The following is a 26821-nucleotide window of genomic DNA, read 5'->3' on the forward strand; positions in this document are numbered from 1 at the left end:
GTCGCTGCCGGCTTAATTGCCGTCCAGGCCACCGTAAGACTTTACCAGGCGAACCATATCGGACGAATCGGCGACTTCGCTTTCAAGTCCGTGCGCGACGCCGACGCGATCAGCGACGGGACGGTTCTGGCTGACCTTCCACTTGCCGTGGATCTCGCCGATCTCGATCTCCAGCCCAATGATGCCCTTGATCTGCGACTGGATGAAGGGCGCCGGCGCGTCCGTCACCGCCCAGGGTGCCTCGCGAACGCCTTCCTGGGAGGCGGTCAGATCCGCGATCTGTCGTGCCAGCCAGTCCTGGTCATCCATCACCTTGACGGTGCCGCGCACCTGCACGATGGCGTAGTTCCAGGTCGGCACCACCTTGCCGGTCTCGCGCTTGGTCTCGTACCAGGACGGCGTCACATAGGCATCGGTGCCCTGGAAGACGATCAGCACGGGCGACGCCGGATTGTCGGCGATGAGGCGCCATTGCGGGTTGGCCCTGGCCAGGTGCGCGCGCAGCCTGCCGTTCGGCGGCAGGCTTTCACTAAGTTCAGAGGGGGCATCGAGCAAGAAGGGAATGGCGTTGGCCACCGGGCCGTCCGGCCCGTTCGAGATCAGCATGCCGAGCGGATGCGCCCGGATCAGTCCGTGCAGGACATCCGGCCGCGTTTCCTGGAACTGGGGAGGCTCATACATCCGCGCTCGTACCTTCCTTTTGCTTATCTCAGCCGCCCTTTTGCTATCTCAACCGCTTGGGCCGCGGATCCGACAATTCTCCAGCCAGCCGGCGGTCGAGATAGTCGGAGCATTCCTCGATCAGCAGATCGGCGTCGTTGGCGAAGAAATGGTTGGCGCCGGGCAAGGTCTTCTGCGTGATGGTGATGCCCTTCTGGGTGTGCAGCTTGTCGACCAGGCCCTGCACATCCTTCGGCGGCGCCACCTTGTCGGCGTCGCCATGGATGATCAGGCCCGATGACGGGCAGGGCGCCAGGAATGAGAAGTCATAAGTGTTGGGCTGCGGCGCGATCGAGATGAAGCCTTCGATCTCGGGCCGGCGCATCAGGAGCTGCATGCCGATCCACGAGCCGAAGGAATAACCGGCGACCCAGCAGCTCTTGGAATCCGGATGCAGCGATTGCACCCAGTCGAGCGCAGCCGCCGCGTCCGACAACTCGCCGGTACCGTGGTCGAATTCGCCCTGGCTGCGGCCGATGCCGCGGAAGTTGAAGCGCAGCGTGGTGAAATCGCGCTTCTGGAACATGTAGAAGAGGTCGTAGACGATCTTGTTGTTCATCGTGCCGCCGAACTGCGGATGCGGGTGCAACACGATGGCAATCGGCGCGCTCTTTTCCTTTGAGGGTTGGTAGCGCCCCTCCAGACGGCCGGCCGGACCGGTAAAAATGACCTCAGGCATGAAATACTCCACTTGTAATACGAATGCGCGGCGCCCGGAACGAACCTTCCTCTGGCCTTGACGCAGGGCGAGCGTCTTCCTAGAAGCTAGTTTAGAACTGTTCAAAACTGAGTGGCCAGACGTCGAGCCCGGCCACCGGCGCCGCAAGCCGCGTAAATAGGACGGCTCGCCTTGGAATTTCAAGGAAATAACGCCATACGACAACCGAATGGCTTCTGACGGGACCAACTGGACGAAAATGGCCGCAAAACGTGCCTATCTCGACTACAATGCCAGTGCACCGCTGCTTGCCGCGGCGCGCGAGGCCATGGTCGCGGCACTTGATGTTGCCGCCAACCCGTCATCGGTCCACGCGGAGGGGCGCGCGGCGCGGCGCCTGATCGAGACGGCGAGGCGCGAGGTGGCGGCGCTGGTGAATGCCAGGCCCGAACATGTCGTGTTCACCTCCGGTGCGACCGAAGCCGCCTCGACGCTGCTTTCCCCGGACTGGCAGATGGGACGCGGCAGCGTGCGCATGAGCCGGCTCTACGTCTCCGAGGCGGACCATCCCTGCCTTTTGAATGGCGGGCGCTTTCCCGCGGCGCAGGTGACGCGCATCGGCGTCGATGCCAACGGCATTGCCGATTTCGGCGCTTTGGCCACAGCGCTTGGCGGTCACGACAAGGCCGATGGCCTGCCGCTGGTCGCGATCCATGCCGCCAACAACGAGACCGGCGTCATCCAGCCGATCGATCGCATCGCCGAAATCGTCAAGGCGGCGGGCGGTGTCCTGGTGGTTGACGCGGTCCAGGCAACGGGCCGCGTTTCGATCGATATGTCAGCGGGTTACGCCGATTATTTGGTTCTGTCTTCGCACAAGATCGGCGGCCCCAAGGGTGTCGGCGCCATTGTCGCCGCCGCGGACCTGATGATGCCCAAGCCCCTGGTCAATGGCGGCGGTCAGGAAAAGGGCCATCGCGGCGGCACGGAAAACCTCGCCGCCATTGCCGGTTTTGGCGCTGCCGCGCGTGAGGCCCTGAACGGGCTGCAGGCGATCGATACGGTGCGCAAGCGCCGCGACGAGATCGAGGCCATCGTGAAAACCTTGGTGCCCGAGGCGGAAATCTTTGGAACCGGCGCGCCAAGGCTTGCCAACACGACATTCTTCGCTATTCCCGGCGTCAAGGCCGAAACCGCGCAGATCGCCTTCGATCTTGCCGGCGTGGCGCTGTCGGCGGGCTCCGCCTGTTCGTCGGGCAAGGTCGGGCCGAGCCATGTGCTGAAAGCCATGGGTTACGGTGACAGTCTTGGTGCCTTGCGCGTGTCGATCGGTTCGGCGACGGGCGCCGAGGATATCGAGCTGTTCAGGACCGCACTGGCGGGCATCGCTGCAAGGCAGGCCGCCAGGGAAAAGGCGGATAGAGAAGAAGCCGCGTAGCGGTTGGGAGCATCGGACCGAAAAGTGCGTAGCGGTTTTCGGGAAAATCCGATGCTTGACTAAGATGTTTTGGGTCTTTTTGACCTGGTAGAGCCGTGCGTTTCATGTTGGCCGGGTGAATTTCCGGTCGAGACGCATTATATGGAACTTACGCTGCCGCGAGCGCTTCTTTGGCGGTCATTTCGGCGGTGCCATAGTTTGAAAACTGTCGGGCCTTGACCCCGGCGTGGATGGAGAACGCATATGCCTGCTGTGCAGGACACGATCGATCGGGTCCGAAAGATCGACGTCGACCAATACAAATATGGATTCCAGACCGAGATCGCCGTCGACAAGGCTCCCAAGGGGCTGAGCGAAGACATCATCCGTTTCATTTCGGCCAAGAAGGACGAACCGTCCTGGATGCTGGAATGGCGCCTGGAAGCCTATCGCCGCTGGCTGACGCTGGAAGAGCCGACCTGGGCGCGCGTCAACTATCCCAAGATCGATTTCCAGGACATCTACTACTACGCGGCGCCCAAGAGCACGCCTGGCCCGTCGTCGCTCAGCGACGTCGATCCCGAACTCTTGAAGGTCTATGAGAAGCTCGGCATTCCGCTGCGCGAGCAGGAAATCCTCGCCGGCGTGCAGAAGACGGATGTTTCCGAGCTCGAGGAAGCCAGCGACAATGTCTACAAGTCGGGCCGTGTCGCCGTCGACGCGGTGTTCGATTCCGTCTCGGTGGTCACGACCTTCAAGAAGGAACTGGCGCAGGCCGGCGTCATCTTCTGCTCGATCTCGGAAGCCATCCGCGAGCATCCGGAACTGGTGAAGAAATATCTCGGCTCGGTCGTGCCGACGTCGGACAATTTCTATGCCACGCTGAATTCGGCTGTCTTCACCGACGGCTCGTTCGTCTTCGTGCCCAAGGGCGTGCGCTGCCCGATGGAGCTGTCGACCTATTTCCGCATGAACGAGAAGAACACCGGCCAGTTCGAGCGCACGCTGATCATTGCCGAGGAGGGGGCTTACGTCTCCTATCTCGAAGGCTGCACGGCGCCGCAGCGCGATGAGAACCAGCTTCACGCCGCCGTCGTCGAACTGGTCGCGCTCGACGATGCCGAGATCAAATATTCGACGGTGCAGAACTGGTACCCCGGCGACGCCGAGGGCAAGGGCGGCATCTACAATTTCGTCACCAAGCGCGGCGACTGCCGTGGCAACCGTTCGAAGATCTCGTGGACGCAGGTCGAGACCGGCTCGGCGATCACCTGGAAATATCCGAGCTGCATCCTGCGCGGCGACGATTCCCAGGGCGAGTTCTATTCGATCGCGGTGTCGAACGGCTACCAGCAGGTCGACTCTGGCACCAAGATGATCCATCTCGGCAAGAACACGTCGAGCCGCATCATCTCCAAGGGCATCGCCGCCGGCTTCTCGCAGAACACCTATCGCGGTCAGGTTTCGGCGCACCGCAAGGCGACCAATGCCCGCAACTTCACCAACTGCGACTCGCTGCTGATCGGCGACCAGTGCGGCGCGCACACCGTGCCCTACATGGAAGCCAAGAACTCGACGGCGCAGTTCGAGCACGAAGCGACGACCTCGAAGATTTCCGAGGACCAGAAGTTCTACGTCATGCAGCGCGGCATTCCCGAGGAGGAAGCCATCGCGCTGATCGTCAACGGCTTCGTCAAGGATGTCATCCAGCAGCTGCCGATGGAGTTCGCCGTCGAGGCGCAGAAGCTGATCGGCATCTCGCTGGAGGGAAGCGTGGGGTGACAAAGGCGCGCAAACGCGAACCCGCAGAAAGACATGTCTACCTGCGGGATCGAGTGGATAACTGGGAAGCGGGCCTGGGCCTCGCATTCTGGCTGTGCGCGATAGGAATAGCGCTGCTCGCTGCGGCCTACTCGCCGGATGGCTTTTGGCAGGGGCTTTGGGAAGCCTTGAAGCAGTTGTTGAATCGAGTTTAGCCAGGCAGACGGCTACTGATAGGACGAATGGAAATGCTTGAAATCAGAAACCTCCATGCCCGCATCGTCGATGACGGCACCGAAATCATCCGCGGCCTGAACCTGACGGTAAAAGCCGGCGAGGTCGCCGCGATCATGGGCCCGAACGGCTCGGGCAAATCGACATTGTCCTACATCCTCGCCGGCCGCGAGGATTATGAGGTGACCGAGGGCGACATCCTGTACAATGGCCAGTCGATCCTCGAAATGGATCCGGCCGAGCGCGCGACGTCGGGCATCTTCCTCGCTTTCCAGTATCCGATGGAGATACCGGGCGTGGCGACCATGGAATTCTTGAAAGTGGCCATGAACGAGCAGCGCAAGGCGCGCGGCGAGGAGCCGCTGAAGATCCCGGAATTCCTGAAGCGCGTGAAGGAAGCCGCCGCCTCGCTCAGCATGGACATGGCGATGCTGAAGCGGCCGCTCAATGTCGGCTTCTCCGGCGGCGAGAAGAAGCGTGCCGAGATCCTGCAGATGAAGCTCCTGGAGCCGAAGCTCTGCGTGCTCGACGAGACCGATTCCGGCCTCGACATCGATGCGCTGAAGATCGTTTCCGATGGCGTCAACGCGCTGCGCGCGCCGGACCGGGCGTTCCTGGTCATCACTCATTACCAGCGCCTGCTCGAACACATCGTGCCCGATAGCGTGCACGTGCTCTACAAGGGCCAGGTCATCAAGTCCGGCGACAAATCGCTGGCGCTCGACCTCGAAGCCAACGGCTATGCCGGCGTGATCGGGCAAGCCGCGTGAGATGCCAGAAGGCAAGGTCAAACTGATGAATATTCACACACAACCCCAGCGGACACCGGCCGAGACGGCGTTGATCGACGCCTTCGGCGACCGGCTGTCGCTGCTGCCGGGCGACGGCGCGGTGATGCTGAAGCGCGACGACGCCATTGAAGCGATCAAGCACGGCCTGCCGACGCGGCGCGTCGAGTCCTGGCACTACACGGACCTTCGCCGGCTGCTGAACGCGGTGCCGGACTTCGATCCGGCCGCCGCCCCCAAGGCCGTCGCGCCGATCGTCGAAGGCTCTGCCGTGTTGGCGATCCTGAACGGCAAGTCCGATGCGAAGACGCCGGCTGTGGACGGCGTCACCGTTGAGCGCCTGTCGGAAAAGCTGACCGACGGCAGCATCGCGCCGGGGCTCGATCCCTATGGCAGCGACGATGCCATCGGGGCGCTGAACACGGCATTCGTCGCCGATGGGTATTTTGTCGACATCGCCGACGGTGCCGAACTGGAAAAGCCGATCGAATTGCAGAATTTGCAGGCCGGCGGCCAGACGCATGTACGCCTGCCGGTGCGTGTTGGCGCCGGCGCCAAGGCGGTCATCGTCGAACGCCAGGCCGGCGAGGGCGCGGCGTTGACCAGCTCGGTCAGCCAACTCGTGCTCGGCGAGGGCGCCGAGGTGACGTGGCTGATCGTCCAGGAACAGCCGGAGACGGCGACGCATCTGGCGCAGTTCAAGGCCCATATCGGCAAGGACGCGAAGCTGACCCTGTTCGTCATGAATGCCGGCGGCAGACTGGTGCGCCAGGAGATCGTGGTCAGGACAACCGGCGAAGGCGCCGATTTCAAGCTGCGCGGCATCAATCTGCTGGCTGGCGACACCCACACCGACGTGACCATGGTGCTCGATCACGCCGTGCCGCACACGACCTCGACCGAGATCGTCCGCAACGTGGTGACGGGCAAGGCGCGCGGCGTCTTCCAGGGCCGCATCAACGTCCATCAGTATGCGCAGAAGACCAACGCCAAGATGGCCTGCAACACGCTGCTGTTGTCGGACGACGGCGAGTTCTCGACCAAGCCCGAGCTCGAAATCTTCGCCGACGACGTCGTCTGCGGCCACGGCGCGACGGTCACCGAGATCGACCACGACCATCTGTTCTACCTGATGGCGCGCGGTGTCGACGAGAAGAGCGCCCGGGGCCTTCTGGTCAAGGCATTCGTCGCCGAGGTGATCGAGGAACTGGACGACGAAGCGATCGTCGACGCGCTCGAGGCGCGGCTCGACAGCTGGTTCGTGGCGCACGGGTAATTATTGGATGGGGCCCGGCAAAGCCACCCCTCATCCGTCTCGGCGCTATGCGCCGATCCACCTTCTCCCACAAGGGGAGAAGGTTGGGCGCTCTTCCTTCTCCCCTTGTGGGAGAAGGTGGCCGAGCGAAGCTCGGTCGGATGAGGGGTGTTGCGAGGAACGCGGCCTTGGACGGCAAGGACTTTGAAATGGACCAGAAAGTCGAAAACATCCCTTACGACGTCGAGGCGATCCGCCGCGACTTCCCCATCCTGTCGCGGGAAGTCTATGGCAAGCCGCTGGTCTATCTCGACAATGGCGCCTCGGCACAGAAGCCGCAGGTGGTGCTGGATACGATCCAGCATGCCTATTCCCAGGAATATGCCAACGTCCATCGCGGCCTGCATTTCCTGTCCAATGCGGCCACCGACGCCTATGAAAAGGCGCGGGAAACGGTGCGTCGTTTTCTCAACGCGCCAAGTACCGACAACATCGTCTTCACCTCGAACACGACGTCGGCCATCAACACGGTCGCCTATGGCTATGGCATGCCCAACATCGGCGAGGGCGACGAGATCGTGCTGTCGATCATGGAGCACCACTCCAACATCGTGCCCTGGCATTTCATCCGTGAGCGGCAGGGCGCGAAACTGGTCTGGGTGCCGGTCGACGATCTCGGCATCTTCCACATCGAGGAATTCGAGAAGCGCCTGACCGACCGCACCAAGCTTGTCGCCATCACCCAGATGTCGAACGCGCTGGGCACGGTGACCCCGATCAAGGAAATCGTGCGCATCGCGCACGCGCGGGGCATTCCGGTGCTCGTCGATGGCAGCCAGAGCGCTGTCCATATGCCCATCGACGTCCAGGACCTCGACTGCGACTTCTTCGTCTTCACCGGCCATAAGGTCTATGGGCCCTCGGGCATCGGCGTGCTCTATGGCAAGAAGGACATTTTCCAGGGCATGCGCCCCTTCATGGGCGGCGGCGAGATGATCGAGGAGGTGACGGAAGACATCGTCACCTACAATGAGCCGCCGCACCGCTTCGAGGCCGGCACGCCGCCGATCGTCCAAGCGATCGGGCTCGGTGCCGCGCTGGAGTATATGGAAAAAATCGGCCGCGAGCGCATTGCCGCGCATGAGGAAGACCTCAAGATCTATGCTCATGAACGGCTGCGCGCCATCAACTCGCTGCGCATTTTCGGCGACGCTCCAGGCAAGGGCGCCATCATATCGTTCGAACTCCAGGGTATTCATGCCCATGACGTGTCGATGGTGATAGATAGGCAAGGCGTGGCGGTCCGCGCCGGCACCCATTGCGCCCAGCCGCTGTTGAAACGCTTTGGCGTAACCTCCACATGCAGGGCATCGTTCGGCATGTATAATACCAGGGCCGAAGTCGACGCTTTGGCTGAAGCGCTTGAAAAAGCGCGCAAGTTCTTCGGGTGACGATGATGGATGACGCGAGCCCCACTGCCGAGACCACCGCGGAAACCGCCGCCAACGCCGTGGTTTCGGCGTCCGCCATTCCCGCCGACGAACTGGCGCGGTTGACCGACGACATCGTCTCCGCGCTGAAGACGGTCTACGACCCGGAAATCCCCGCCGATATTTACGAGCTCGGCCTTGTCTACAAGATCGACATCGAGGACGACCGCTCGGTCAAGATCGATATGACGCTGACCGCCCCCGGCTGCCCGGTGGCAGGCGAAATGCCGGGCTGGGTCGAAAATGCCGTCGGTGCCGTCAAAGGCGTCTCCGGCGTCGAGGTCAACATGACCTTCGATCCGCCCTGGTCGCCCGACCGCATGTCGGAAGAGGCGCAGGTGGCGGTGGGCTGGTACTGAAGGGGCCTGCAGGTGGAGGAATGGGAAATAGACGTTCCCGAATTCATGCCGCCTGCAACTATGAAACTCATGCAGCGCTGGGGTGGGGACAGGTTTCTAAATGCGTGCAATAGCGCAATCGAGTTTCAGGCGGTCATGCGAGAGTTGCCCGCCGACGTTGCCGACGTTCTTTGTGCCGACTTGCTACTCGGTGATGTCTTGAATGGAGGCTTCCACCAATATTTCTACAATTCCTTTGGAGTTACGGTGGAGCGGGCCATATCCGCGATGCAGATCCTTGGCCTGCCAGGCCATGCCGAAGCTACCAGAAGTGCATTGATGGTTTTTGGCGCAGACTTCCCTCAAGATCGCCTTGCCAGAATGAACATGATGGACGAATTGCCGGAGACAGCATTCGACGAGGTGACGGATCAGTTCTATGCGGCAGAAGACAGCCATCCGATAGGAATGAACGAGGTACTTCAGCGGCAAGCCAACCAATTGCTGTCGAAGGCACATTGAACGGGCCGGGGTTGCGCTGGCTGACATTCTTCACCATTTTAGGTGAGGAATCATTCGGCAGGCCTTGAACCTGCATGGAATGGAGAAGGAAAAAGAATGGGACGCTTTGCCGTCATCACCATGACCGAAAGGGCCGCCGACCGGGTGCGCGAGATCGTCGCCACGCGTGAGAACGCGCATGGCATCCGCCTCGGCATCAAGAAGGGCGGCTGCGCCGGCATGGAATACACGGTCGACCTGGTGACCGAGCCCAACACCAAGGACGACCACATCGAGCGCGACGGCGCCCATGTCTATGTGGCACCGGAGGCTGCGCTGTTCCTGTTCGGCACCGAGATGGATTTCGAGCAGACGACGCTGCGCACCGGCTTCACCTTCCACAACCCGAACCAGAGTTCGGCCTGCGGCTGCGGCGAATCCGTCGAGCTGAAGCCGGCCGACCTGAAGGCGCTGGCCGAGGCACGCGCTTCGGCCTGATCTTCCTTCGCCCCGTTCACGGGGAGAAGGTGGCCCGAAGGGCCGGATGAGGGGCCGCGCCAGCCTCTCCAGAGTTAGCTCCGCCCCTCATCTGCCTGCCGGCATCTTCTCCCCGTAAAACGGGGAGAAGGAACTCACTCCACCCACATCCCCGTCCGCTTGTGCCAGTCGGCGATCGATTCCTCGGGATAGACGTCAAAAGTCTTGTCGCCTTTGCCGACATCCGGCTCGACCCAGTTCGCCTTGTATTTCAGCATCAGATGCACCTTTTCAGGCGGTTTCGGCAGGTCGCTGTCGATCGCCGAGGCGAAGGGATGCACCAGCTCCGGCCAGGTCGGGTCGTAGAGCCAAAGTGCTGATCCACATTTCTTGCAGAAATTGCGCTCGCCGGTCGAGACTTCGCAATGCGGATGCTCGTCGTCCTCGATCTCCGCCCTGTAGACGCCAAGGCTTCGCTTGCCCCTTATGTTCAAGGTCTCGTTGTCGGCGCCGAGATTGATGGCGAAACCGCCGCCGCCCTGCTGCTTGCGGCAGATCGAGCAGTAGCACAGCATGAACGGCACCGGTGTGTGGCTTTCCACCTCGAAACGGATGGCATTGCAACGGCACGAGCCTTTGAGCAGGGCAGGCATGGCGGGAAACTCCGATCGATCCTCTTTCAACCTGTCAGCATGATTTTGGTTGCGGCGATGACAAGGCCTGACGCCGATGACATGATCGCGGCATGGACAACGAACGCATCGCCGAACTGTTCGAAGGCCTCGGCCCGGTCAGCATCCGCAAGCTGTTCGGCGGCAAGGGCATCTATTTCGACGGCGTCATCGTCGCCATCGTGCTGCGCGGCGAATTGCTGCTGAAGGCCGACGAACAAAGCGCGCCCGATTTCGAAGCTGCCGGCTGCAAGCAATGGACCTACACCGGCTCTCGCCACGGCAAGCTGGTCGCCATGCCCTATTGGAGCGTTCCAGACAGTGCTTTCGATGATCCCGACGAGATGACGGTGTGGGCGCGCCGCGCGTATGAGGCGGGGCGAAGAGCTGGGAAGTGATGCCAACTTGCCGACATTGGCCGCCCTACAGCGCCTTCGCAATCCGCGCCGCCAGCCGTGCATTGTTCTCAACCAGCGCGATGTTGGTCTTCAAACTGCGGCCGCCGGTCAGTTCGAGGATTTTCGACAACAGGAACGGCGTCACCGCCTTGCCCGTCACATTGAGCGCCTCTGCCGCCTTCTGAGCCGCCTCGATGTACCCCGCCATCTCTTCAGCCGGGATTTCGTGGTTTTCCGGCACTGGATTGGCGATCAGCATGCCGCCACTCAAGCCCAGTGCAGCCCTGGTCCGGAAGAAATGCGCGATCTCTTCGGGTCCATGCAGGGTCAGCGGCGCGCGGAACGGCGACTGCCGTGACCAGAAGGCCGGCATCGTCTCGCAGCCAGCGCCGACGACAGGCACGCCGCGCGTCTCCAGTACTTCCAGCGTCTTTTCGATGTCGAGGATCGCCTTGGCGCCGGCCGAGACGACGATGACCGGCGTGCGCGCCAGTTCGTCGAGGTCGGCCGAGATATCGAAACTCTTTTCCGCCCCCTTGTGCACGCCGCCGATGCCGCCGGTGGCGAATACTTTTATCCCGACCATGTGCGCCGCGATCATCGTGGCGGCGACCGTGGTGCCGCCGGTGCGCCCTTGCGCGACGGCGAAGCCGAGATCGGCGCGCGACAGCTTCATGGCGTCACCCGTCATGGCCAGCGATTCCCGCTCTCCATCCGAGAGGCCGATCTTGATGCGGCCGCCGACCACGGCGATCGTCGCCGGCACGGCGCCGCCGTCACTGATGATCTTTTCCACATCCGCCGCCATGGCGCCATTGTCGGGGTAGGGCATGCCATGGGTGATGATGGTGCTTTCCAGCGCCACCACCGGTTGGCCGGCGGCGAGGGCCCGCGCCACCGGCGCGTGGACGTCGATGAAGGGGTGGGCGGTTTCCGGGTTCATCTGGATCTCCAAGCTGAAGCGCCCGCATCTATCTCGACGCTAGCCGGCGCTGCGGACCATGAATTTGCCGGTCTCATGCCACTTCCTGCGCATCCGGCACAAGGGCCAGTGCTTGCACGAAGGATGCCTCGCTGAAATCGGGAACGGCATCGGCGCTTTCGATGGCCAGCGTCGCCGCCGCGACGCCGTCGCGCAAGGCCTCGCGAAAAGGCAGACCGCGCAGCAAGGCCGCGATCGTTGCGCCCGCCAATGCGTCGCCGGCTCCTGTGACATCGGCGATTTTTCTCGGGGCAGGCGGCAGGATCGAAAAGGCGCCTGCTTGGTCGAAACCCAGCACCGCGCCGCCACCTGCCGTGACCACACCGTTTCTGAGACCGCTGCAGCGCAGCCCGTCGACGACATCCTTATTCGTGGCGTTTGCGTTGACGCCCGCCAGCACGATGGCCTCGCTCCGGTTCATGAAGACCAGCGCCAGCGCGCCGAGCACCGGCATCAGCCGCACCACCTTGGCCGGCGAAATGGCAATCGCGTACACCGGCTTGCCCGCGGCGAGTGCGACGAGCCGCTCCAGCGCCGAGGACGGCAAATTGGCGTCGCACAAGATGGCATCGGCGGCCGCGACCACCTCCCGCACCTTGGAACGCCTGATCTGCTTGGGAAACGCCAGGTCGTAGAGAGCCATGTCGGCAAAGCCGACGATCAGTTCGCCCTCGCGGTCGATCAGCGCCGTGTAGCTCGGCGTGGTTCGGTCGAGGAACACCGCCGACAGATCGGCGATGCCAGCTTCCGCTATGGCGCGCGAAACGGTGTCGCCCGCCGCATCGCCGCCGCGCATCGACATCAGGGAGGCCGACACGCCGCGCCGCACTGTGCTGCGCAATGCATTGAAGACGCCGCCGCCGACATCCTCGCGCATCGTGCCGGGATTGGACGCGGCGGGCACATAGGCGCCGGACACCTGGCCACGCCGGTCGATATGGGCGCCGCCCACGGCCAGTATCTTTGCGGATTTCACCATGCCGGCGATATGCCCTTTGTTATTCCTGCCGCACAAGCGTTAGGCTGCGGATGGAGTTTCGCACGCAAGGCAGCGATTCGGCGAACCGAAACAATCGAGCTGTCTGGCCCAATGCGAGGTGCATTGCTGTTCGATCTCTTGGTACGAAAAAAGAACAAATCCGGATATCGCTTGTTTTTCAGATGTTTGATCCCTCTTGCCAAACGAGAACAAAAAAGGTACAAAATGGTAGGGATTACGGATTGTCCGGCCTTCATTGACGACCAAGGGGTGATGTATCATGGCTCAGAATTCTTTGCGGCTTGTAGAGGATAAGGCAGTGGACAAATCAAAGGCTCTGGATGCGGCGCTGTCGCAAATCGAGCGGGCTTTCGGCAAGGGCTCGATCATGCGGCTCGGCGCGAACGAGCAGGTCGTCGAGATCGAGACGGTGCCGACGGGCTCGCTCGGCCTCGACATCGCGCTTGGCGTCGGTGGCCTGCCGCGCGGCCGCATCATCGAGATCTACGGGCCGGAAAGCTCGGGCAAGACGACGCTGGCGCTGCACACGGTGGCGGAAGCCCAGAAAAAGGGCGGCATCTGCGCCTTCGTCGATGCCGAGCATGCGCTCGATCCGGTCTACGCTCGTAAGCTTGGCGTCGATCTCGAAAACCTCCTGATCTCGCAGCCCGACACCGGTGAGCAGGCGCTGGAAATCTGCGACACGCTGGTGCGTTCCGGCGCCATCGACGTGCTGGTGGTCGATTCGGTCGCGGCGCTGACGCCACGCGCCGAAATCGAAGGCGAGATGGGCGATTCGCTGCCCGGTCTGCAGGCCCGTCTGATGAGCCAGGCGCTGCGCAAGCTCACCGCCTCGATCTCGCGCTCCAACACCATGGTCATCTTCATCAATCAGATCCGCATGAAGATCGGCGTCATGTTCGGCTCGCCCGAAACCACCACTGGCGGCAATGCGCTGAAGTTCTACGCTTCGGTGCGCCTCGACATCCGCCGCATCGGTTCGGTCAAGGACCGTGACGAGGTCGTCGGCAACCAGACACGCGTCAAGGTGGTCAAGAACAAGCTGGCGCCGCCCTTCAAGGTGGTCGAGTTCGACATCATGTACGGTGAAGGCGTGTCCAAAACCGGCGAACTGGTCGATCTCGGCGTCAAGGCCGGCGTGGTCGAGAAATCGGGCGCCTGGTTCTCCTACAATTCGCAGCGTCTCGGCCAGGGCCGCGAAAATGCAAAACTGTTCCTGCGCGACAATCCCGATACGGCGCGTGAGATCGAACTGGCGCTGCGGCAGAATGCCGGGCTGATCGCCGAGAAATTCCTCGAAAATGGTGGCTCCGAGGGCAATGGGGACGACGGTTTCGAGGATGAAGCCGGCGCAATGTAGGCCAATGGCCGGAGTTCGGCCATAATTCCTGCCTATGATCCAATGCTTATGTAATCGAGTTCTTTAGTACCGCGTCCAAAACCGCCGGCCTTCGAGCCGGCGGTTTTTGTTTTTGGGCTGCCGGCAAGCTGGTGGATTGGCCCAATTCCGTGTTTCTGGACAGGGTGAAGCGTGCCCGCTAAAAGGCCCAATCTATCTCTGGAAAAAGCAGAGCCCATTTCCGCCGGGTCGCCGGCGGTTTTCGCGAAAAAAGGCAGCAGTCATGAGTGGCGTGAACGAAATCCGGTCGACATTCCTCGACTATTTCCGCAGGGAGGGCCACGAGGTCGTCGCCTCGAGCCCGCTCGTGCCGCGCAACGACCCGACATTGATGTTCACCAATGCCGGCATGGTGCAGTTCAAGAACGTCTTCACCGGCCTGGAGAAGCGGCCCTATTCGCGCGCCACGACTGCTCAGAAGAGCGTTCGCGCCGGCGGCAAGCACAACGACCTCGACAATGTCGGCTATACCGCGCGCCACCTGACCTTCTTCGAGATGCTCGGCAATTTCTCCTTCGGCGATTATTTCAAGGAACGCGCCATCGAGCTTGCCTGGAACCTGATCACCAAGGAGTTCGGGCTGAAGAAGGACAAGCTGCTGGTCACCGTCTATCACACCGACGATGAGGCCGCCGGCTTCTGGAAGAAGATCGCCGGTTTTTCGGACGACCGCATCATCCGCATCCCGACCTCGGACAATTTCTGGGCGATGGGCGACACCGGTCCTTGCGGCCCGTGCTCGGAAATCTTCATCGATCGTGGCGAGCACATCTGGGGTGGTCCTCCCGGCAGTCCCGAAGAGGATGGCGACCGTTTCCTCGAATTCTGGAACCTGGTGTTCATGCAGTATGAACAGGTGACGAAGGAGGAGCGGATCGACCTGCCGCGCCCGTCGATCGACACCGGCATGGGCCTGGAGCGTATGGCGTCCATCCTGCAGGGGGTGGAAAGCGTCTTTGAGACCGACCTGTTTCGGCACCTGATCGACGTGGCGTCCTCCGCACTCGGGCGCGCTCCCGATGCGGAAGCCGTGGCGTCCTACCGCGTCATCGCCGATCACCTGCGCTCGTCCTCCTTCCTGGTCGCCGACGGTGTGCTGCCGTCGAACGAAGGTCGCGGCTATGTGTTGCGCCGCATCATGCGCCGCGCCATGCGCCACGCTCAGTTGCTCGGCGCGAACGAGCCGCTGATGTGGAAGCTGGTGCCGGCATTGGTGCGTGAGATGGGCCAGGCCTATCCCGAACTGCTGCGCGGCGAACAGTTGATCACGGAGACGCTGAAGCTCGAGGAGACGCGCTTCCGCAAAACGCTGGTGCGCGGCCTCGGCCTGCTCTCGGAGGCGACGGAAACACTCACGGCCGGCGACATGCTGGACGGCGAGACAGCCTTCAAGCTCTACGACACCTACGGCTTTCCGCTCGACCTGACGCAGGACGCGCTCCGCCAGCGCAGCATCTCGGTCGACCTTGCCGGCTTCACCAATGCGATGGAGCAGCAGAAGGCCGAGGCGCGCAAGCATTGGACCGGATCCGGCGAGGCCGCCACCGAGACGGTCTGGTTCTCCGTGCGTGAAAAGACCGGCGCCACCGAGTTCCTCGGCTACGAGACCGAGCAGGCGGAAGGCCTCGTCCAAGCGCTGGTCAAGGACGGCAAGACCGTCGACAGCGCCGGCAAGGGCGACGCCGTTGCGGTGGTCGTCAACCAGACGCCGTTCTATGGCGAGTCCGGCGGCCAGATGGGTGACACCGGCATCATCTCGGGCGAAGGGTTTTCGATCGAGATCTCCGACACGCAGAAAAAGGCCGACGGGCTGTTCGTGCATCTCGGCAAGGTGGCAAGCGGTACCGTCAATACGGGTGCTGCTGTCGAGCTCAAGGTCGACCATGCGCGCCGCACCAGGCTGCGGGCTAACCACTCCGCGACGCACCTGATCCATGAGGCGCTGCGCGAGGTGCTGGGCACCCATGTCGCGCAGAAGGGCTCGCTGGTCGCGCCCGAGCGCCTGCGTTTCGACATCTCGCACAACAAGCCGATCTCACCGGAGGACCTCGAAGAGGTCGAGCGCATGGCCAATGAGATCGTCGTCCAGAACGGCCCGGTGACCACGCGCCTGATGTCCGTCGACGACGCCATCGCGGAGGGCGCGATGGCGCTGTTCGGCGAGAAATACGGTGACGAGGTGCGCGTCGTCTCGATGGGCACCGGTGTGCACGGCGCCAAGGCCAACCGACCCTATTCGGTCGAACTCTGCGGCGGCACCCATGTCCGGGCGACCGGCGATATTGGTTTGGTGCGTGTCGTGTCGGACAGCGCCGTCGCCGCCGGCGTGCGCCGCATCGAGGCATTGACCGGCGAAGCCGCGCGCAAACATCTCGACGAGCAGGACAGGCGTTTGAAGGCGACGGCAGCCGTGTTGAAGATTTCGCCGGCCGATGTGCCGGCGCGCGTCGAGACGCTGCTCGAAGAGCGCAAGAAGCTCGAGAAGGAATTGACCGAAGCGCGCAAGAAGCTGGCGCTGGGCGGCGGTGCCGCGGCCGGCGCGCCCTCTGAAAACGAGACGGTCGCGGGTGTCGGCTTCCTCGGCAAGACGGTCTCGGGCGTGTCGCCGAAGGACCTGAAGCCGTTGGCCGATGCCGGCAAGACGTCGCTCGGCTCCGGCGTCGTCGTCTTCGTAGGCGCCGGCGAGGACAACAAGGCCAGCGTCGTCGTCGCCGTCACCGACGACCTCGTCGGCCGCTTCAGCGCCGTCGACCTGGTCCGAGTGGCCTCGGCCGCGTTGGGCGGGCAGGGCGGTGGCGGCCGGCCGGACATGGCCCAAGCCGGAGGCCCGGATGCGTCGAAGGCCAACGACGCGATTGCGGCTGTGAAGGCGGCGCTCGAGGCGGTGTAGGCAAGTGGGCTGAATTTATTGCAATGGTTGGAGGGACAGCGCCCCCCTCTGTCCTGCCGGACATCTCCCCCACGAGTGGGGAGATCGGACGTCGCATCGGCTTTCGCCAATCTCCCACGTGGAAACAACCGCGCCGGAATAGGCGCGCCAGCGGACGCTGCCAATCTCCCCCCAAGTGGGGGAGATGTCCGGCAGGACAGAGGGGGGCACTGTCCCGCAGACGTCTCAACACTTGTCAGCCGACTTTTTCAGTCCGAACGAAGCTCGGCCACGCCGCAATGCGCGCATACCAGTCCCGGATATCCGCGAACCGCGCCAGCAGCTTTTGCCCCTCGCTGACCTTGACGAAATAGGCAATGATCGGCGCAGCATGCAGATCGGCCAGTGTCAGCTGCTCGCCGAGCAACCATGGTCCCTCCGTCGTCAGCGAGGTCAGCACGTTGAGCACCGTCTCCGCTTGCCGCAGCCCGCCAGCGATCAAAGCCTCATCCGCCGCTTCCTTTTTCAGCCGCTCGACGGCGACATCCCAGACCATTGACCGGTAGGCATAGGCGTCGAGCATGCCGATGATCTGGCCCATCCTGGCGCGGCTGCGCGCGTCGGCAGGCTGCAGCGCCGGTCCGTCGAAGGCCTCGTCGATATAGCGGGCAATCGCATTGGTCTCGAAAACGCGAAACCCGTCATGCTCGAAAGCCGGGATGCGGCCGAAAGGATGGTGCTCGAGATACCAGGCGGGGATGCCCTCGGCGGCGAAGATATCGACCGGCACGAGTTCGTAGTCGACGCCTTTCTCCTCCAGCGCCATCCGGGCGATGCGCACATAGACGCTGTAATCCGCGCCGTAGAGGATTGGCTTGGTCATGTTTTCGCTCTCGGTGGCCTAAAAAGCGAAAGCTCCTTTCGGAGCCTTCGCATCTAGAACTGCCGGTGTTTTACGCCATCGCCTTCTGCAAATTCTCGTCGATTTTGTCGAGGAAGCCGGTGGTCGAGAGCCAGGGCTGGTCGGGGCCGATCAAGAGCGACAGGTCCTTGGTCATGAAGCCGCTCTCGACGGTCTGGATGCAGACCTTCTCCAGCGTGTCGGCAAACCGCTTCAACTCGGCATTGTCGTCGAGCTTGGCACGGTGGGCCAGGCCACGCGTCCAGGCGAAGATCGAGGCGATCGAGTTGGTCGAGGTTTCTTCGCCCTTCTGGTGCTGGCGATAGTGGCGGGTGACGGTGCCGTGCGCGGCTTCGGCTTCCACCGTCTTGCCGTCCGGCGTCATCAGCACCGAGGTCATCAGGCCGAGCGACCCGAAGCCTTGCGCCACCGTGTCGGACTGGACGTCGCCATCGTAGTTCTTGCAGGCCCAGACATAGCCGCCCGACCATTTCAGGGCGGAGGCCACCATGTCGTCGATCAGGCGGTGTTCGTACCACAGCTTCTTCGACTTGAACTCGGCCTCGAATTCGGCCTCGTAGACTTCCTGGAAAATGTCCTTGAAGCGGCCGTCATAGGCCTTGAGGATGGTGTTCTTGGTCGACAGGTAGACCGGATAGTTGCGCAGCAGGCCGTAGTTCAGCGAGGCGCGGGCGAACTCGCGAATGGACTCATCGAGATTGTACATGGCCATGGCGACGCCGGCGCCGGGCGCATCGTACACATCGTGCTCGATCACCTGGCCGTCCTCACCGACGAACTTGATGGTCAGCTTGCCCTTGCCGGGGAAGCGGAAATCGGTGGCGCGGTACTGGTCGCCGAAAGCATGGCGGCCGACGATGATCGGCTTGGTCCAGCCGGGCACCAGGCGCGGTACGTTCTTCATGATGATCGGCTCGCGGAAGATCGTGCCACCGAGGATGTTGCGGATGGTGCCATTCGGCGACTTCCACATCTTCTTCAGCTTGAATTCCTCGACGCGCTGCTCGTCGGGCGTGATCGTCGCGCATTTCACGCCGACACCGTATTTCTTGATGGCGTTGGCCGAATCGATCGTCACCTGGTCATTGGTGGCGTCGCGATGCTCGATGCCGAGGTCGTAATATTCGAGTTTGAGGTCGAGATAAGGGTGGATCAGCTTGTCCTTGATGAACTGCCAGATGATGCGGGTCATCTCGTCGCCGTCGAGTTCGACGACCGGGTTCGCCACCTTGATCTTCGCCATGGAAAGAATGCCTCGTTGCTGGGATATGGACGGCCTTGCCCGTGTGGCGTTCGGCCGGGGGATGCCGCCCGTATATCAAAGCGCTTTTGGCCGCGCAAACGGCGATCGGTCACGAATGTGAGGCTGCCGCCGCGATCATTTGCGAATGCTTCATTTTCGCCGCCGAATATGGCAGGGGACGCTGAAATGCCGCAAACAGCAGTTCATTGACAATCATGCCCATCACCAAAGATCCCGACAACGCTTCAGCCGCCGGTCCGGCCATCATCCTCGTCGAGCCGCAGCTTGGCGAGAACATCGGCATGGTCGCGCGCGCCATGGCCAATTTCGGCCTGGCGGAGTTGCGCCTGGTCAACCCGCGCGACGGCTGGCCGAGCGAGAAGGCACGCGCGGCCGCCAGCCGTGCCGATCACGTCATCGATGCGGTCAAGGTGTTCGACGATCTCGCCTCGGCGCTTGCCGACCTGAATTTCGTTTTCGCCACCACTGCAAGGCAACGCGATGGCTTCAAGACCGTGCGCGGCCCGGTCGAAGCGGGCAGGGTGTTGCGGGCCCGTCACGGAATGGGCCAGCGCACCGGCATCCTGTTCGGCCGCGAGCGCTTCGGCCTCTACAATGACGAGGTCGGCCTCGCCGACGAGATCGTCACCTTCCCGGTCGACCCCGATTTCTCCTCGCTCAACATCGCCCAGGCAGCACTTCTGATGTCCTATGAGTGGATGAAGTCGGGCCTCGAGGACGAGACCAGGACGAATTTCTCCGGTCCGGACATGAAGCCGGCCAGCAAGGAAGAGCTGCACGGCCTGTTCGCCTATCTCGAAGGCGCGCTCGAGGCGCGCGGCTATTTCCGGCCGGCGCCGAAGAAGCCGAAGATGGTCGACAATCTGCGCGCCGTGCTGACGCGCGCCGGCTTTGCCGAGCCGGAGCTGAAAGTGCTGCGCGGCATTATCTCGTCGCTCGACAGGTTCTCACCGGCAATGCCGCGCGGCGATGGTTCGCCGGGCGACGATCCACGCCGGTTGCCCGCGGCAGCCGCGCGTGCCCGCAAGGCGGATACGGCTGGCCAGGCACCGGACGCCGACGGCGATGACACGGACACGCCGCCGCTCGGCGGCAAGGGAGCCGACAATGACTGACCAGCCGATCCTGATGTTCGATTCCGGCGTTGGCGGCCTGACCGTGTTGCGCGAGGCGCGCGTGCTGATGCCGGACCGCCGCTTCGTCTATGTCGCCGACGATGCGGCCTTTCCTTTCGGCGCCTGGGAAGAACCGGCGCTGCGCACCCATATACTGGACCTGTTTGCCAGGCTGCTCGACCGGTTTTCGCCGGTCATTTCGGTCATCGCCTGCAACACAGCCTCGACGCTAGTCATCGATGCGCTGCGCGACAGGTTTCCCGGCCATCCCTTTGTCGGCACGGTTCCGGCGGTCAAGCCGGCGGCGGAGCGCACGCGCTCGGGGCTGGTCTCGGTGCTGGCGACGCCGGGCACGGTCAAGCGGCAATACACGCGCGACCTGATCAGCAAATGGGCGCAGAAATGCCATGTCCGCCTGGTCGGCAGCGACAGACTGGCGGGGCTTGCCGAAGCCTATATGCGCGAGGGCTTCGTCGACGAGGAGGCCGTGCGCGCCGAGATCACCCCCTGTTTCATGGAACATGACGGGCGCAGGACCGACATCGTCGTGCTGGCCTGCACCCACTATCCATTTCTGGTCAACCGCATGCGCAAGACGGCGCCCTGGCCGGTCGACTGGATCGATCCGGCCGAAGCGATCGCGCGACGGGCGCTTTCCCTCCTGCCGCCCGTCGATGGGGCGCTGCCGCAAGGCGAGCCTGATATCGCCGTGTTCACCTCGGGCAAAGCGGATTTCGCCGTCAGCCGGCTGATGCAGGGCTTTGGACTGGTGGCGGAAGCGTCCGCCGTTCAGGCAGGTTCGAACACGATTCGGCGTTGATCCGGATCGGCCAGGACCAGCCTTAGCGTTAGGCCGTCACCCTGTCTGACCCCGGCCGCGTTCAGGTTGGCAACGATAGGCATGTCGGCAAGCTGGACGCGCACCCCATGGTTGACGTCGGTCACGACGGCCTTGAACGTCTCCCCCTCGCGTCCCCTGAGCATCACCGCCTCGGCAAGGTCGATGGCCGCATGGTTGATCTGCGAAGCGCGGGCACCCGCCCGTCCCATCACCTTCGGCAATCTGGTGAACGCATCGGTGACGGCCTGCGGTGCGGGCTGGCCGTTGGCGATTGCCAGCACGCAGCGCACGACGTAGCGATCGGCCAGTCGCCTGAGCGGCGCGGTTGCATGGGCATAGGTCGCCGCCATCGCCTCATGCCAGGGGACGACACCTTCCTGATAGGGTTGGTAAGACGCGCCGGGGCTCGCATGGCGGATTTCCAGCATCAGCGCCGCCTGTTGCGGATCGGCCGGGTCAAGGGTTCGCTGGTAGTCGTGCAAGCTGGTAGAGGCCGGCCAGGACAGCCCCAGAGCCAGTGCCGCGTTGCGCAGTCTTTGCACCTTGGAAGCATCCGGCTCCGACATCACTCGGAACAACCCGGTATGGTGCGCAAGCATGGCGTCGGCAATCGCCATGTTGGCGGCCAGGGAAAGCGCGGCGTTGTCTTGCTCGGATTGCAGCAGCGGCCTGAACGAAAGCCGGAACGTGCCGTCGGCGAGCCTTTCGACCTCCTGCTCGGGCGGGTCGACGCGGGACGCGCCACGCCGCTTCTCGTTCATCGCCATGCGCCGTGCCATTTCGGCGAAGCCGGCCGGAAGATCGGAGGCCTGCACGCTGTCATAGGCGAGCTTGGCGCGGCTTTGAATGATTGCCCGCTCGGCACCGTCCAATTTCACCAGACCGTCCTCGGCGACCCGGACGGTGAAGACGACCGCCGGGCGCGGTCCATCCGGCAGCAGGCTCGCTGCACCTTCGGCGAGTGCCGGCGGGTAGAGCCCGGCCTTGCCGTCCGGGAGGTAAAGCGTCTCGCCCCGCGTCCAGGCCTCGAGATCGATCGCGTCGCCGTCCTCGACGAACCAGGCTACGTCGGCAATGGCATAATGCAGCAGCAGATCGCCGCCGCTCGCCTCGATTGAAAACGCCTGATCAAGATCGGTGGAGCTTGCCGGATCGAGCGTGACGAAGGGCATCGCTGTTCGATCGGTGTGCTGGCTGGGCACGCGTTTGGCCGCCACCTCAGCGGCGGCCATTACGACTGCCGGAAATCCATTCGGCACGTGGAATTCGGTGCGGATTTTCGTCAAGCCCGTGGAGAGTGCTTGTGAGGGATCGGTCAGTGATTTCATGCCGCAGTCCTACACTGGCGCTCCGGACACGGGAAGGCGGGAACTGGGCGCCGCTGGCGACGGAACCGCCGCCGAGGCGCGGGCGTTTCTCCTGACAGCAAAGGAGAAACGGCCATGCCAGCCACCTCGAAAGCCCAGCAGAAAGCCGCCGGCGCTGCCCTGTCGGCCAAGCGCGGAGAGACGAAAAAGAGCGAACTCCAGGGCGCTTCCAAGGGCATGTATAAATCGATGAGCGAAAAGCAGCTTGAGGAATTCGCCGAGACGAAGCGCAAGGGACTGCCGGAGAAAAAATCCAAGGATTGAGCGCTTCGAGCCAGCCTGACTATTGAATGAAAAGGCCAGCGACGGTTCGCTGGCCTTGGATTGTTGCATTGGGCAGCTTACCAGCGGTGGCAGCGCCTCACCCTCTGTACGATCACCCGGCGATGGCCGTGCCGCCATACCACCCTTTTCTTGACGATAACGCGGCAGACCTGCTTGTGCCCGTGCCAATGACGGGCCATCGCCGGCTCCGGCGCAACCGCCATCGACCCGGCCAATACCGCGGCACCGGCCAAGGTAAGGAAGAACTTCTTCATGCTCATTGGACTCCTCTAGCTCCAGTCGCTTCCTGGTGCCGTTGGCGCAAACCTCCCGCCACAACCGGCATCGCATCTACGTCCCGGACGGTATAAGGTTGTGTTACGCCGCGCCACTCACAAGCTTGACATCGGTTAAATCTCGGTTTAACCAGCCGCCAACGCCGGGCAGCGATGTCCGGTGTTTGTTTTGTATGCGCAAGGTCGGCGACCCTGGTTGTTTCTGGTCTTGTTTGAACTGACGTGTCCCGTGGGCTTTCCGCCGCGTTGCGTGGGAAAACCCTGTCAGGCCTCGAAAACGGAGGCCAGAGGAGGGCGCGTTTCCTTCACCCGGACCATGAGGTGCCGGGTGTGTTGTTTTTGAAAAGGGAATGCGATGAGCAAGCGCGAATCCGCGAAATACAAGATCGACCGCCGTCTCGGCGAAAATATCTGGGGCCGCCCGAAGTCCCCGGTCAACAAGCGTGAATACGGCCCCGGCCAGCACGGCCAGCGCCGCAAGGGCAAGCTTTCCGACTTCGGCCTGCAGCTGCGCGCCAAGCAGAAGCTGAAGGGTCACTATGGCGACGTTTCGGAAAAGCAGTTCCGCAAGGTCTATGAAGAGGCTGACCGCCGCAAGGGCGACACCTCGGAGAACCTGATCGGCCTGCTCGAGTCGCGTCTCGACGCGGTCGTCTACCGTGCCAAGTTCGTGCCGACCATTTTCGCCGCCCGTCAGTTCGTCAACCACGGCCACGTCAACGTCAACGGCAAGCGCGTCAACATCGGTTCGTACCGCTGCAAGCCGGGCGACGTCGTCGAAGTGCGTGAAAAGTCGAAGCAGCTGGTGATCGTCCTGGAATCGGTCGGTCTCGCCGAGCGCGACGTTCCGGACTACATCGAAGCCGATCACAACAAGATGGTCGCGACCTTCTCGCGCATCCCCGGCTTGGCAGACGTTCCGTTCGCCGTGCAGATGGAGCCGAACCTGGTCGTCGAATTCTATTCGCGCTAAGCGAACGCTTTTTTGCGATATCGGAAAGGCCGCCCTCGAGGCGGCCTTTTTGTTTCGTGCATCCGCTTTGCCGTTTCGGTTTTCCGGCCGATGCGCTAATCCGGTCGGTAGTCACATACGGGGCCGTCGCGCCATGAACATGCAGCCAGACATCGAAACGCTTGAACCGATCGCCGAAGGCGGTTTCCACCCGCTGTTTACCGATGTGCCGTCCTCGGTCGAGTTCAACAAGCTGCGCAAGCGGCTGCTGCGGCTGACCCGCCAGGCGATCGAGGATTTCTCCATGGTCAGGCCCGGCGAGCGCTGGCTGGTCGCGCTGTCGGGCGGCAAGGATTCCTACGGCCTGCTTGCCGTGCTGCTGGATCTCAAATGGCGCGGGCTGCTGCAGGTCGACTTGCTGGCTTGCAATCTCGACCAGGGCCAGCCGAATTTTCCCAAGCACATCCTGCCGGATTATCTCAACGCCAACGGCATCGCGCATCGGATCGAATACCAGGACACCTATTCGGTCGTCACCGACAAGCTGCCGCAGGGCAGCACCTATTGCTCGCTGTGCTCGCGGCTGCGCCGCGGCCATCTCTACCGGATCGCGCGCGAGGAGGGGTGTTCTGCCCTGGTGCTTGGCCACCACCGCGAGGATATTCTCGAGACCTTCTTCATGAATCTGTTCCATGGCGGCAGGCTCGCCGCCATGCCGCCAAAGCTGCTCAACGACGACGGCGACGTCATGGTTTTGCGGCCGTTGAGCTACTGCGCCGAGATCGACCTCGAAAAATTCGCTGCCGCCATGCGGTTCCCGATCATTCCCTGCGACCTCTGCGGCAGCCAGGAGGGCCTCCAGCGCAATGCCATGAAGGCGATGCTGGACGACATCGAAAAGCGTATGCCTGGCCGCAAGGACACCATGCTGCGTGCGCTGTCCAACACCAGGCCGTCGCATCTGCTGGACCGGAAACTGTTCGATTTTGCTGCCCTCAACGAAACCCACAGGCAAGCCGATGACATTTGACGATACCGCGATCGACTGGCTGGCCGGCCTGCTGGCTGAAGCCGCCGACACCGAAATCATGCCCCGGTTTCGCCGGCTGGGCGATGGCGACGTCAGGCAGAAGACTTCCGCCGCCGACCTGGTGACGGAAGCGGACGTCAATGCCGAACGGCTGATCACCGCCAGGCTTCGCCAACGCTATCCCGGCGCCATGGTCGTCGGCGAGGAGGCCTGTTCCGACAATCCGGCGCTGCTCGACGGTCTGGGCGATGCCGATCTTGCTTTCGTCATCGACCCGGTCGACGGCACCTTCAACTTCGCTTCCGGCGTGCCGCTGTTCGGCGTCATGCTTGGCGTGGTGGTCAAGGGCGAGACGGTCGCCGGCATCATCCACGATCCGGTCGGCAAGGACTGGCTGATCGGCGCCAGGGGGGCCGGCAGCCATATCCGTCATGCGCATGGCACGCTGGAGACAGTGCGGGTTGCCGCGAGCGTACCGATCTCTGAGATGACCGGCGCGGTCTCCTGGCAATACATGGCCGAGCCCGACCGCACGCGGCTGGCCTGCAACCAGACCAAAACGCTGTCGCAGTTCAATTACCACTGTGCCGCCCACGAATATCGCTTGCTGGCCAGCGGCCACGGCCATTTCGTCGTCTACAACAAGCTGATGCCCTGGGATCATCTGGCCGGCGTGCTGATCCATGCCGAGGCCGGCGGCCATGCCGCGCGGTTTGACGGCACACCCTATCTGCCGTCGCATGTCGGCGGCGGTCTGCTGGTCGCGCCGGACCGGGAAAGCTGGCAGGAATTGCGCCGCGAACTGTGGTCGCAATAGGATCAAATTTTCCGCGGGCGGCGTTCGGCCGCCGGCTTATCCCGGCAAAGAAGTGATGCGACCACTCGCGAACCCAAAGACCCGGCGACTATGGTGCGCGGTGGTCGCGGCGGCCATCGCCTTGTTTGCGGGCTCCAATGAGGCCGGGGCACGGCAACGCGGCTGCCGCAGCCCTGATCCCATCGACACCATCGAGGAAATGTCCAAGGCTATCTTCGCGTGTTGGAAGCCGCCATCTGGAACCGCCGGCATGTCCCTGACATTGCAGTTCTCGCTTCGCCGAAACGGCACGCTGATCGGCAAGCCTCGCGCCACCTATTCCGATCTCGGGGCTGACGCCCAGCTTAGCCGGGCCTTCGTGGCTTCCATCCTCAAGGCTCTCGATGATGCCTTGCCACTGCCCTTTTCGGACAGCATGGGCGGGGCAATCGCCGGGCGTATGCTGACCCCTCGCTTCACGGCAACTCTTGAAGGTGCATCCTAGGGTGCGCGGCGGTTTTGGGGCAGTTTTATGAGTTGCGGCCTCGACGGTACCTTGTAGATTGGACGCATGGCGCTCAAGCGGATGGACAACATAGGAATCGTCATCGATGACCTCGAAGAGACGATCGATTTCTTTCGCGAGCTCGGCCTTGAGCTCGAAGGGCGGGCCGCGATCGAAGGAGAGTGGGCCGGGCGTGTCACTGGACTGGGCGATCAGCATGTCGAAATCGCCATGATGCGCACGCCGGACGGCCATAGCCGGCTCGAATTTTCCCGCTTCCTCGCGCCGCCTGTCGTCGCGGATCACCGCAACGCCCCGGTCAACGCCCTGGGCTACCTCCGCGCCATGTTCGCCGTGGACGACCTCGACGAGACGCTTGAAAGGCTCCGCAAGCACGGCGCGCGGCTCGTAGGCGAAGTCGTCCAGTATAAGGACGTGTATCGGCTCTGCTACATCCGCGGGCCTGGAGGGCTTCTCATCGGACTCGCCCAGGAACTCGGCTGAGCGCAAT

28 protein-coding genes are annotated in these 26821 nt (G+C 62.9%); 19 read left to right on the plus strand and 9 right to left on the minus strand.

The features are described 5' to 3' along the window. Window positions 1–12 precede the first annotated feature (12 nt). On the minus strand, window positions 13–681 hold the full coding sequence (locus FJ978_RS19875) for an FMN-binding negative transcriptional regulator (RefSeq protein ID WP_013895906.1): 669 nt from the start codon (window positions 679–681) through the stop codon (window positions 13–15). Between the two features lie 43 nt (window positions 682–724). After that, a complete protein-coding gene (locus tag FJ978_RS19880; protein ID WP_013895905.1) occupies window positions 725–1399 on the minus strand; it encodes an alpha/beta hydrolase in 675 nt (224 codons plus the stop codon). A 238-nt stretch (window positions 1400–1637) separates the two neighbouring features. On the opposite strand from FJ978_RS19880, the gene FJ978_RS19885 reads away from it, so the two are divergent. The 8 genes from FJ978_RS19885 (at window position 1638) to sufA (ending at window position 9660) form a co-directional block, all read left to right on the plus strand. After that, the gene (locus tag FJ978_RS19885) at window positions 1638–2816 is read left to right on the plus strand and encodes a cysteine desulfurase family protein (protein WP_013895904.1); all 1179 of its coding nucleotides are present in this window, start codon (window positions 1638–1640) and stop codon (window positions 2814–2816) included. A gap of 243 nt (window positions 2817–3059) precedes the next feature. Next, entirely contained in the window at window positions 3060–4577 is a 1518-nt protein-coding gene (gene sufB / locus FJ978_RS19890; RefSeq protein WP_013895903.1) for a Fe-S cluster assembly protein SufB, read from the plus strand. Between the two features lie 227 nt (window positions 4578–4804). Beyond that, window positions 4805–5560, plus strand: a complete 756-nt coding sequence (gene sufC / locus FJ978_RS19900) for a Fe-S cluster assembly ATPase SufC (protein ID WP_013895901.1) — start codon at window positions 4805–4807, stop codon at window positions 5558–5560. A 25-nt stretch (window positions 5561–5585) separates the two neighbouring features. Beyond that, window positions 5586–6854 (plus strand): Fe-S cluster assembly protein SufD, encoded by a 1269-nt coding sequence (gene sufD, locus FJ978_RS19905; protein ID WP_140573407.1) that lies wholly within the window; start codon window positions 5586–5588, stop codon window positions 6852–6854. 188 nt (window positions 6855–7042) lie between these two features. Beyond that, window positions 7043–8284, plus strand: a complete 1242-nt coding sequence (locus FJ978_RS19910) for a cysteine desulfurase (RefSeq protein WP_140573408.1) — start codon at window positions 7043–7045, stop codon at window positions 8282–8284. A 5-nt stretch (window positions 8285–8289) separates the two neighbouring features. Continuing rightward, on the plus strand, window positions 8290–8682 hold the full coding sequence (locus tag FJ978_RS19915; RefSeq protein ID WP_140573409.1) for an SUF system Fe-S cluster assembly protein: 393 nt from the start codon (window positions 8290–8292) through the stop codon (window positions 8680–8682). 12 nt (window positions 8683–8694) lie between these two features. Next, window positions 8695–9183: a DUF4375 domain-containing protein gene (locus FJ978_RS19920; RefSeq protein ID WP_140573410.1), complete on the plus strand. Its 489-nt coding sequence runs from the start codon at window positions 8695–8697 to the stop codon at window positions 9181–9183. Between the two features lie 96 nt (window positions 9184–9279). Next, complete coding sequence (sufA, locus tag FJ978_RS19925) at window positions 9280–9660, plus strand: Fe-S cluster assembly scaffold SufA (RefSeq protein ID WP_140573411.1); 381 nt, start codon at window positions 9280–9282, stop codon at window positions 9658–9660. A gap of 134 nt (window positions 9661–9794) precedes the next feature. On the opposite strand, the gene FJ978_RS19930 is transcribed toward sufA, so the two are convergent. Further along, window positions 9795–10292, minus strand: coding sequence for a GFA family protein (locus FJ978_RS19930; protein WP_140573412.1), 498 nt, complete (start codon window positions 10290–10292; stop codon window positions 9795–9797). A 92-nt stretch (window positions 10293–10384) separates the two neighbouring features. On the opposite strand from FJ978_RS19930, the gene FJ978_RS19935 reads away from it, so the two are divergent. Continuing rightward, complete coding sequence (locus tag FJ978_RS19935) at window positions 10385–10708, plus strand: TfoX/Sxy family protein (protein ID WP_023776292.1); 324 nt, start codon at window positions 10385–10387, stop codon at window positions 10706–10708. 25 nt (window positions 10709–10733) lie between these two features. On the opposite strand, the gene FJ978_RS19940 is transcribed toward FJ978_RS19935, so the two are convergent. Together FJ978_RS19940 and FJ978_RS19945 are read right to left on the minus strand one after the other, a co-directional pair. Next, the gene (locus tag FJ978_RS19940) at window positions 10734–11651 is read right to left on the minus strand and encodes a pseudouridine-5'-phosphate glycosidase (RefSeq protein WP_140573413.1); all 918 of its coding nucleotides are present in this window, start codon (window positions 11649–11651) and stop codon (window positions 10734–10736) included. Window positions 11652–11724: 73 nt separating this feature from the next. Beyond that, window positions 11725–12669 (minus strand): carbohydrate kinase family protein, encoded by a 945-nt coding sequence (locus FJ978_RS19945; RefSeq protein WP_140573414.1) that lies wholly within the window; start codon window positions 12667–12669, stop codon window positions 11725–11727. 280 nt (window positions 12670–12949) lie between these two features. Between FJ978_RS19945 and recA the strand changes: the two genes are divergently transcribed. Continuing rightward, window positions 12950–14050, plus strand: coding sequence for a recombinase RecA (recA, locus tag FJ978_RS19950; RefSeq protein ID WP_013895892.1), 1101 nt, complete (start codon window positions 12950–12952; stop codon window positions 14048–14050). A 262-nt stretch (window positions 14051–14312) separates the two neighbouring features. Next, on the plus strand, window positions 14313–16979 hold the full coding sequence (gene alaS, locus FJ978_RS19955; protein ID WP_140573415.1) for an alanine--tRNA ligase: 2667 nt from the start codon (window positions 14313–14315) through the stop codon (window positions 16977–16979). 235 nt (window positions 16980–17214) lie between these two features. Here the strand turns inward: alaS and FJ978_RS19965 are convergent, their stop codons facing one another. Both FJ978_RS19965 and FJ978_RS19970 read right to left on the minus strand, forming a co-directional pair. Next, window positions 17215–17841, minus strand: a complete 627-nt coding sequence (locus tag FJ978_RS19965; protein ID WP_140573416.1) for a glutathione S-transferase family protein — start codon at window positions 17839–17841, stop codon at window positions 17215–17217. Window positions 17842–17911: 70 nt separating this feature from the next. Continuing rightward, window positions 17912–19123: an NADP-dependent isocitrate dehydrogenase gene (locus FJ978_RS19970; protein WP_023764159.1), complete on the minus strand. Its 1212-nt coding sequence runs from the start codon at window positions 19121–19123 to the stop codon at window positions 17912–17914. Between the two features lie 215 nt (window positions 19124–19338). Between FJ978_RS19970 and FJ978_RS19975 the strand changes: the two genes are divergently transcribed. Both FJ978_RS19975 and murI read left to right on the plus strand, forming a co-directional pair. Further along, window positions 19339–20259: an RNA methyltransferase gene (locus FJ978_RS19975; protein ID WP_140573417.1), complete on the plus strand. Its 921-nt coding sequence runs from the start codon at window positions 19339–19341 to the stop codon at window positions 20257–20259. Further along, window positions 20252–21079, plus strand: a complete 828-nt coding sequence (murI, locus tag FJ978_RS19980) for a glutamate racemase (protein WP_140573418.1) — start codon at window positions 20252–20254, stop codon at window positions 21077–21079. The genes FJ978_RS19975 and murI overlap by 8 nt, the downstream gene beginning before the upstream one ends. On the opposite strand, the gene FJ978_RS19985 is transcribed toward murI, so the two are convergent. Beyond that, window positions 21049–22428 (minus strand): RNB domain-containing ribonuclease, encoded by a 1380-nt coding sequence (locus FJ978_RS19985; RefSeq protein WP_140573419.1) that lies wholly within the window; start codon window positions 22426–22428, stop codon window positions 21049–21051. The two genes, murI and FJ978_RS19985, sit on opposite strands and share 31 nt — an antisense overlap. 114 nt (window positions 22429–22542) lie before the next feature. Between FJ978_RS19985 and FJ978_RS19990 the strand changes: the two genes are divergently transcribed. Next, complete coding sequence (locus tag FJ978_RS19990; protein WP_013895885.1) at window positions 22543–22731, plus strand: DUF3008 family protein; 189 nt, start codon at window positions 22543–22545, stop codon at window positions 22729–22731. Between the two features lie 77 nt (window positions 22732–22808). On the opposite strand, the gene FJ978_RS19995 is transcribed toward FJ978_RS19990, so the two are convergent. Continuing rightward, window positions 22809–23006 (minus strand): hypothetical protein, encoded by a 198-nt coding sequence (locus FJ978_RS19995; RefSeq protein WP_013895884.1) that lies wholly within the window; start codon window positions 23004–23006, stop codon window positions 22809–22811. A 376-nt stretch (window positions 23007–23382) separates the two neighbouring features. Here FJ978_RS19995 and rpsD point away from each other — a divergent pair, with 376 nt between their 5' ends. From rpsD to FJ978_RS20020, 5 genes are all read left to right on the plus strand, one after another. Continuing rightward, the gene (gene rpsD / locus FJ978_RS20000) at window positions 23383–24000 is read left to right on the plus strand and encodes a 30S ribosomal protein S4 (RefSeq protein WP_013895883.1); all 618 of its coding nucleotides are present in this window, start codon (window positions 23383–23385) and stop codon (window positions 23998–24000) included. Window positions 24001–24133: 133 nt separating this feature from the next. Continuing rightward, entirely contained in the window at window positions 24134–25009 is an 876-nt protein-coding gene (ttcA, locus tag FJ978_RS20005; RefSeq protein WP_140573420.1) for a tRNA 2-thiocytidine(32) synthetase TtcA, read from the plus strand. Beyond that, the gene (locus FJ978_RS20010) at window positions 24999–25826 is read left to right on the plus strand and encodes an inositol monophosphatase family protein (RefSeq protein WP_140573421.1); all 828 of its coding nucleotides are present in this window, start codon (window positions 24999–25001) and stop codon (window positions 25824–25826) included. Before ttcA ends, FJ978_RS20010 begins: the two co-directional genes overlap by 11 nt. Window positions 25827–25881: 55 nt before the next feature. Beyond that, the gene (locus FJ978_RS20015) at window positions 25882–26310 is read left to right on the plus strand and encodes a hypothetical protein (protein WP_140573422.1); all 429 of its coding nucleotides are present in this window, start codon (window positions 25882–25884) and stop codon (window positions 26308–26310) included. A 66-nt stretch (window positions 26311–26376) separates the two neighbouring features. Further along, window positions 26377–26814, plus strand: coding sequence for a VOC family protein (locus tag FJ978_RS20020; protein ID WP_140573423.1), 438 nt, complete (start codon window positions 26377–26379; stop codon window positions 26812–26814). Window positions 26815–26821 lie beyond the last annotated feature (7 nt).

The organism is Mesorhizobium sp. B1-1-7, assembly GCF_006442705.1.
GTDB classification, from domain to species: domain Bacteria; phylum Pseudomonadota; class Alphaproteobacteria; order Rhizobiales; family Rhizobiaceae; genus Mesorhizobium; species Mesorhizobium opportunistum.

Excerpts from the sequence above, each read along its gene's own strand:
- FJ978_RS19985 (WP_140573419.1), bottom strand. The coding sequence starts at position 22,428 with ATGAAATCACTGACCGATCCCTCACAAGCACTCTCCACGGGCTTGACG.
- FJ978_RS19930 (WP_140573412.1), bottom strand. The coding sequence starts at position 10,292 with ATGCCTGCCCTGCTCAAAGGCTCGTGCCGTTGCAATGCCATCCGTTTC.
- FJ978_RS19935 (WP_023776292.1), top strand. The coding sequence starts at position 10,385 with ATGGACAACGAACGCATCGCCGAACTGTTCGAAGGCCTCGGCCCGGTC.
- FJ978_RS19880 (WP_013895905.1), bottom strand. The coding sequence starts at position 1,399 with ATGCCTGAGGTCATTTTTACCGGTCCGGCCGGCCGTCTGGAGGGGCGC.
- FJ978_RS19970 (WP_023764159.1), bottom strand. The coding sequence starts at position 19,123 with ATGGCGAAGATCAAGGTGGCGAACCCGGTCGTCGAACTCGACGGCGAC.
- sufA (WP_140573411.1), top strand. The coding sequence starts at position 9,280 with ATGGGACGCTTTGCCGTCATCACCATGACCGAAAGGGCCGCCGACCGG.
- FJ978_RS20015 (WP_140573422.1), top strand. The coding sequence starts at position 25,882 with ATGCGACCACTCGCGAACCCAAAGACCCGGCGACTATGGTGCGCGGTG.
- FJ978_RS19995 (WP_013895884.1), bottom strand. The coding sequence starts at position 23,006 with ATGAAGAAGTTCTTCCTTACCTTGGCCGGTGCCGCGGTATTGGCCGGG.
- FJ978_RS19940 (WP_140573413.1), bottom strand. The coding sequence starts at position 11,651 with ATGAACCCGGAAACCGCCCACCCCTTCATCGACGTCCACGCGCCGGTG.
- FJ978_RS19885 (WP_013895904.1), top strand. The coding sequence starts at position 1,638 with ATGGCCGCAAAACGTGCCTATCTCGACTACAATGCCAGTGCACCGCTG.
- FJ978_RS19910 (WP_140573408.1), top strand. The coding sequence starts at position 7,043 with ATGGACCAGAAAGTCGAAAACATCCCTTACGACGTCGAGGCGATCCGC.
- FJ978_RS19965 (WP_140573416.1), bottom strand. The coding sequence starts at position 17,841 with ATGACCAAGCCAATCCTCTACGGCGCGGATTACAGCGTCTATGTGCGC.
- sufC (WP_013895901.1), top strand. The coding sequence starts at position 4,805 with ATGCTTGAAATCAGAAACCTCCATGCCCGCATCGTCGATGACGGCACC.
- recA (WP_013895892.1), top strand. The coding sequence starts at position 12,950 with ATGGCTCAGAATTCTTTGCGGCTTGTAGAGGATAAGGCAGTGGACAAA.
- FJ978_RS19990 (WP_013895885.1), top strand. The coding sequence starts at position 22,543 with ATGCCAGCCACCTCGAAAGCCCAGCAGAAAGCCGCCGGCGCTGCCCTG.
- FJ978_RS19945 (WP_140573414.1), bottom strand. The coding sequence starts at position 12,669 with ATGGTGAAATCCGCAAAGATACTGGCCGTGGGCGGCGCCCATATCGAC.
- alaS (WP_140573415.1), top strand. The coding sequence starts at position 14,313 with ATGAGTGGCGTGAACGAAATCCGGTCGACATTCCTCGACTATTTCCGC.
- murI (WP_140573418.1), top strand. The coding sequence starts at position 20,252 with ATGACTGACCAGCCGATCCTGATGTTCGATTCCGGCGTTGGCGGCCTG.
- FJ978_RS19875 (WP_013895906.1), bottom strand. The coding sequence starts at position 681 with ATGTATGAGCCTCCCCAGTTCCAGGAAACGCGGCCGGATGTCCTGCAC.
- FJ978_RS20010 (WP_140573421.1), top strand. The coding sequence starts at position 24,999 with ATGACATTTGACGATACCGCGATCGACTGGCTGGCCGGCCTGCTGGCT.
- sufB (WP_013895903.1), top strand. The coding sequence starts at position 3,060 with ATGCCTGCTGTGCAGGACACGATCGATCGGGTCCGAAAGATCGACGTC.
- FJ978_RS19975 (WP_140573417.1), top strand. The coding sequence starts at position 19,339 with ATGCCCATCACCAAAGATCCCGACAACGCTTCAGCCGCCGGTCCGGCC.
- rpsD (WP_013895883.1), top strand. The coding sequence starts at position 23,383 with ATGAGCAAGCGCGAATCCGCGAAATACAAGATCGACCGCCGTCTCGGC.
- ttcA (WP_140573420.1), top strand. The coding sequence starts at position 24,134 with ATGAACATGCAGCCAGACATCGAAACGCTTGAACCGATCGCCGAAGGC.
- FJ978_RS19915 (WP_140573409.1), top strand. The coding sequence starts at position 8,290 with ATGGATGACGCGAGCCCCACTGCCGAGACCACCGCGGAAACCGCCGCC.
- FJ978_RS20020 (WP_140573423.1), top strand. The coding sequence starts at position 26,377 with ATGGCGCTCAAGCGGATGGACAACATAGGAATCGTCATCGATGACCTC.
- sufD (WP_140573407.1), top strand. The coding sequence starts at position 5,586 with ATGAATATTCACACACAACCCCAGCGGACACCGGCCGAGACGGCGTTG.